5 protein-coding genes are annotated in these 5,529 nt (G+C 47.3%); all 5 read left to right on the forward strand.

Translation table 11 applies throughout. The annotated features are described in order from the left end of the window. On the forward strand, window positions 1-2,748 hold a 2,748-nt coding region (locus LEPIL_RS20420), incomplete at its 5' end, for a M23 family metallopeptidase (RefSeq protein WP_040920817.1). Window positions 2,749-2,761: 13 nt separating this feature from the next. After that, on the forward strand, window positions 2,762-3,244 hold the full coding sequence (locus LEPIL_RS20425) for a hypothetical protein (RefSeq protein ID WP_002775646.1): 483 nt from the start codon (window positions 2,762-2,764) through the stop codon (window positions 3,242-3,244). Between the two features lie 198 nt (window positions 3,245-3,442). After that, a complete protein-coding gene (tnpA, locus tag LEPIL_RS20430; protein ID WP_002775648.1) occupies window positions 3,443-3,709 on the forward strand; it encodes an IS66 family insertion sequence element accessory protein TnpA in 267 nt (88 codons plus the stop codon). Further along, on the forward strand, window positions 3,706-4,056 hold the full coding sequence (gene tnpB, locus LEPIL_RS20435) for an IS66 family insertion sequence element accessory protein TnpB (protein WP_002775650.1): 351 nt from the start codon (window positions 3,706-3,708) through the stop codon (window positions 4,054-4,056). The genes tnpA and tnpB overlap by 4 nt, the downstream gene beginning before the upstream one ends. A 39-nt stretch (window positions 4,057-4,095) precedes the next feature. Next, window positions 4,096-5,529 (forward strand): IS66 family transposase (tnpC, locus tag LEPIL_RS20440; RefSeq protein ID WP_002775651.1); only part of this gene is annotated, 1,434 nt, incomplete at its 3' end.

Raw genomic sequence — 5,529 nt, forward strand, 5'->3', positions numbered from 1 at the left:
GACATGATCGAGAAAAGCCGCGACGAGATCATGTCTGATCTGCCGTCGTTCCTTGAAGCCGCCGATACGGTACAGGTAGAATCATTCTTCTCGGTCCAGAAGCTGATACTCCAGAAGGCCTTTGAGAAGATCATGGGCACGGGAACGACCTCAGAGCGGAAGAATTCTAAAGATAAAAAAGTCATCGGCGACTTAGCATGGTGGATCGGTAAGCCGGCGGGATCGAGCGGGAAGATCTCGTCGGGTCTCGACGAAGACGATGACCTGAAGGGCTATGCCGATGGTAAGGTGCAGGAGGCGATAGCGTCCGCCGTTAGCGAAGACAATCCCTCTGCGGCCCTTGATATCATGAAGTATATCAATGATCCGGGCTTTGGTGAATTAGGAGAAGGTGGAAATCGCCCGAGTGGCATCGTCCTTGGATTCTATAACAAACTGGATCTTGTGAGCCGGTATATCGACGGTAAGAACTCAGATCGGATAGAAAGTATATCGGGTTCAATTGACCCGATATCGGCGACGATCAATCAGTTTAATCCGGTGTCGATTCTTGCCACCTCGATACAGAATGTGCGAGTCGCCTCTGAGGTTTACGGTAAGGATGCCGGTTATATGTGGGAGGCGCAGGCGCTTGGGGCTTTCAAGGGAATGGCCAATGCCCTTGGCACAGCGGTTGCTGTTGCAACGAGCTGGAGCGTCGTCGGTGTCGCTGTAGGCGCCGCCATTATTGCGGCAGGGAACTCAATCCAGGTGGACACGAAGACCGGCAAGCGCGATGCGGTGATGAATGACCGTGCCGCTGTGGGAACGGCTATAGGAATTGCGTCTATGTATGCAGGAAACCTGACTTCCGGTGCGAATGTATCGGCGGCTGATCGATTGATGGCCGCCGCCATTAACACAAGTGCAAGTTCTATCGGTGCAGGCTTCTCATATAATGATCACGGTAATATCACCGGCTGGACTCTTTCTGGCTCAAATGGGGATGCCTTCTGGCAGAATATGGGAACAGGAGCGCTATCGGCGGGTATTTCAGAAGGAGTTATCAAAGGATTTGGTATCCAGAACGATTATGCAAAAGATATCATATCCAGCGTGAGCAGCACGGGAGTGAATACGTTCGCCGAATACTACAAGTATAATCAGGGTTACCAGAACAATTATGCGGCCATGGCGAATCCCGATATCGGCAATGCCAGTGCTTTCTGGAACCTTGCCGTCACGATGGGCGGTCGAGCGTCGAGGGACAACAGTGCCACAAGCACGACTTCCGGCGACTGGAGCTGGGATAATGCGATGTCTGGATTTGCCGAGGGATTTCTTGGTGAGTTTACAGGCTGGGTTGGGCTTGGTTCTGCTCTTGCCAATAAGACAGGTCAAGTTTATTCTATGGTATCTGGCCTGTTTGGTATGGCGAGGAGGAAGGAGGAGGAAGACGGTGATCCTGGGGCAGGTGGAAAACAAAAACTACCTGATGGGTTGCTGGATAATTTCAAGAGTAGCATATTTAGAAGCCAGAAGGCAGCCACCACCAATGAATATATTAAGGAACTGGCAAGGAAAGGATATGATGTATCCGAAATCGTTGAATGGGTAGGAGAGCAAAGAGCAAGTGGAGTACATGACCTTGGTTACGATGATTTTTTTCCACGGCAGAAGCCATATCAGGGTGGTCCTGATATGATAAAATCAACTGTACCTGGACTCGGGGAAGCTACCTATTCGTATGACCCTAAAACCAACACGTATGTTCGTGTTGGTATACAATTAACGAGAGGTTTGTTTGGTTTTGATGAAAAACCTACTGTGAACTCTAATAATTCTAAGCAAATGACAGGTATTTACCAGCAGAAACTGGTGCTACAGATAAAAAACCTTCAGTACATGAATTCTGACGGACAAATGGACTTGCGTCAGATGAGCGCAGCGGATCGATTACAATACTATAAATTAAACTATGAAGAAAATAGAATAACCGGTAATAACAGGACATTGCTGAAGGAAGACGGTTTCCTTGTGTATGAAATGAATGCAAGCAATATAAAGATAGTACATCAACAAACGGAGGCAGGTGACATCTATTGGGAGAACATAGACCTCAAGAATAATCAGAAAAGATTTTGGATTATGAACCCAAATACAGGAAATATGGGAAGCTTCACAGCCTTCCACATGGAGAATGGTCCGGAGTATAAGCAGTTCTACATAATGCATGGTCAGGAGAGTAACCTGAGCCCTGTAAAAGTCGGAAATAATCCTGATGGCAGCCCTATCTATGCACCACAGGCAGGTGCAATTAAATTTAATGATGGGGTGCACGGTCCTGAAGGTAGTGCTGACTTCCCTGTAGGAGATGTGGCATCGCATGCCCTGTATGGTCACGGGGGAATAGACACGGGCAACCGAACTGCCGATTATAAGACAATCCTATATGATGAGTTTGCAGCGGAAAATGGGAAGATAACTAGAATTATTCCAAGTGTTAATGCTTTGGAAATTACATATACCAGTGGCTATAAAGAAGTTCGCATGCACTTGAGTGGCTACGCTGAAGGGATTTATGAGGGTGCGAGTGTGACTGCCGGGCAATACATTGGCAGGCAGGGCGGAGCGGGCAATGGCTACCCATTGCATAACCACATGGAAGTCTATTATAATAACGAGAACATAGGAACCGATGCGATTATGAAGCGATACTATAACCAACAATCCGTACCAAAGTCCGGTTATTACTGGGAAGTTCCGTAAGGGGGGTGAACAGATGAAAAGGATTAGGTGGATTTTGTTTTTCGGACTTATAGTGGTTGTTTCCTGCGAACCGGAGAAAGCAACTCCACCTGTGATACCCCAGGCTTCGTCAAGAAATGAACAAAAGGGATGTGAAGCACTAAGGAACATTCGGGGTATTTGGCGAGAAGATAGCGGTGCAATTATAGGAATATGCTGGGATTTATATTCAGATACACCCGGGGAAACGATAACCGTTCAAATCAAAAAGAAAAATCCTGAAGCCTTGTATGCGTTGGAAGCAGGAGTTTATACCGTGGGTAGGGTGACACTGGAAAAGAATAATCTCAATAATATGATTGATTTATACGATAACTCACGATTGGCAGAGGGCGAGCCGTCAGTCGTCAATGCCGTTTTATGGTATGATTTGCGCGATGAGAATACAATTCTCGTACATCAAGAAGGATTTATAGGTTGGACACGAATCAGCCCTGCCGAGCGAGAGAAGAAGTAATGCCCGCGGCACTAGTGCCGCGGCAGCCTGATTTCTACGTACCCAAAAATTTCTTGTACACCTGTGTCGAGTAGGGTTGTGTCGAGTGTAAGTACAGGGTGCTTCTCTTCAATTTTCAAATTCATCGTAAGCGGAGCATTAACCGCCTCTGCGGTGGCATCATGAATTTGCCGAAATTTCCTCCATCAGGAGGAATTCATGAAGGCGAAGATCGACTGGCAGAAGCATATCAAGGACTGGCAAGCGTCCGGACTCAGCAAGGCAGAGTATTGCCGGCAAAATCGGGTGAATAGGTATTCTTTTTACGAGAAATCACGGACTCAAGGAAAGAGCAGATCTCTGATAGAACTCCCTTTTCCGATGCCGCAGCTCGGTATTGAAAAGCCTCCTTTGCTTGAAGTTCACTTTCAGGTGCCGTTCTCGATCAGGCTACGGCTCAATCTGATCTTTGGAAGAAGGTTGTGATTCCGACTCTATCGCAAAGTGTCCGCATCTTTCTGAGGCCTGGAGCTACGGATATGCGAAAATCCATAAATGGTTTAGGCGGCATCGTGCAGAATGACCTGAGACTGAACCCCTACGAGCAGAGTCTTTTTGCTTTCGGAAACCGCAGGAAGGATCTGGTGAAGATACTGTACTGGGATCGAAACGGATTCTGCCTGTGGCAGAAACGTCTGGAGCGAGATCGATTTCCGTGGCCTCAGGATGAACAGGCGGTTATGGAAATCACTTCGGATCAGTTAAACTGGCTTCTCAACGGGATCGACTTCAGGCGAGCACATTCAACGCTTCATTACACAAAATTCGGATAAATGCTTGATCTGTATCTCTGTCTGTAATATCGGATTGTTATGTCTTTCGATTCTGGAAGCCTTCCTGATGATATCGAAGAACTGAAGCGCATTATTGCTAACCAGAATAACCTTCTGGAAGAGAGGAGTGCGGCGCTTCGCTACTATAGTATTGAGGTGAAGATTCTCAAAGAGAAAGTTACGCTTCTTCAATCGCGCCTCTTCTCAAAGAAATCAGAAAAGCTGGGACCGATCGAACAACGACAGGCTCTTTTGTTCAACGAAATAGAAACGCTTCACGACAGTCATCCGGAATTACCGCTCGATGAGGAGCCGGTCATTGTAACCTCGCCTCAGCGCAACAAGAAACGGAAGAAAAGAATCCCGGACGATCTGGAACGCAGAGAAGAAATCATCGATATCCCTGAAACGGAAAAGCTCTGTAGCTGTGGATCAGAAAAAGCAAGGATCGGCGAAGAGGTATGCGAGAAAATCGAGTATATACCGGCCGAAGTCTTTGTCAGAAAAATTATCCGCCCCAAATATGCCTGTCGGCAATGCTATGGAGTAGATGATGAAGGCCAACCTGTAGCAATCGCCCCCGTAAAACCTTCTCTGCTCGGAAAGTCTATTCTGTCAGAAGGGATCTTCGGGCACATGATCGTGTCGAAGTTTGCCGACAGCCTTCCTTTCTACAGGCAGGAGGTGATTTTCAGAAGAGCCGGTATTGAAATCAGTCGTAAAACGATGGCAATGACGGCCATTCGCGTAGCGCAGGCTCTGTTGCCGCTACAGTCTCTGCTTTACAGACAGATCAATGAAGCATCCGTGATAGGAATCGATGAGACGGTGTTTCAGGTGTTGAAGGAACCCAACAAAAGAGCGGATCAGCTTTCTTATCTGTGGCATATTCTTGCTCATACTCGCGAAGGCCCGGTTCCTCTGTTCTTTTATCGTTCCAATCGCAGCTCTGCGTTTCTGACGGAAATCTTATCCGATTATAAAGGAGCGATCGTTACAGATGGCTACAGCGGTTATGGCGTTCTTCAATCCCGGAGCGAAATCGTTCATGCAGGTTGCAATGCTCATGCACGTAGAAAATTTATCGAGGCGGGCAAGGTCGTAAAAGGTAATGCCGACATCGATACGGTTCTGGAATTGTACAGGCAAGTCTATAAAATTGAATCGGACTGGCGTGAAAGTCATCAGGATCTCAAGGAGCTGGCTCGACTCAGAGACAAGGGAACAAGGCCGCTCATGGTTGAGTTGAAAAATATTATCAGTAAACAGGATGCATCATATAACCCATCCGGTCGTTACGGGAACGCCGTAAAGTATACCCTGAATATATGGCCGCAGCTAACGGCTTTCCTTGATAATCCAGAGATCCCTATCGATAACAACCAGGTAGAAAATGGACATTCGACCATTTGTGGTAGGCAGGAAAAATTGGACTGTTCGCCGTTACCACAAGTGGTGCCCATGCCAGCGCTC

Source organism: Leptonema illini DSM 21528, assembly GCF_000243335.1.
Taxonomy (GTDB): domain Bacteria; phylum Spirochaetota; class Leptospiria; order Leptospirales; family Leptonemataceae; genus Leptonema; species Leptonema illini.

Coding starts and splice junctions, on each gene's coding strand:
- tnpA (WP_002775648.1), top strand. CDS start 3,443: ATGAAGGCGAAGATCGACTGGCAGAAGCATATCAAGGACTGGCAAGCG.
- LEPIL_RS20425 (WP_002775646.1), top strand. CDS start 2,762: ATGAAAAGGATTAGGTGGATTTTGTTTTTCGGACTTATAGTGGTTGTT.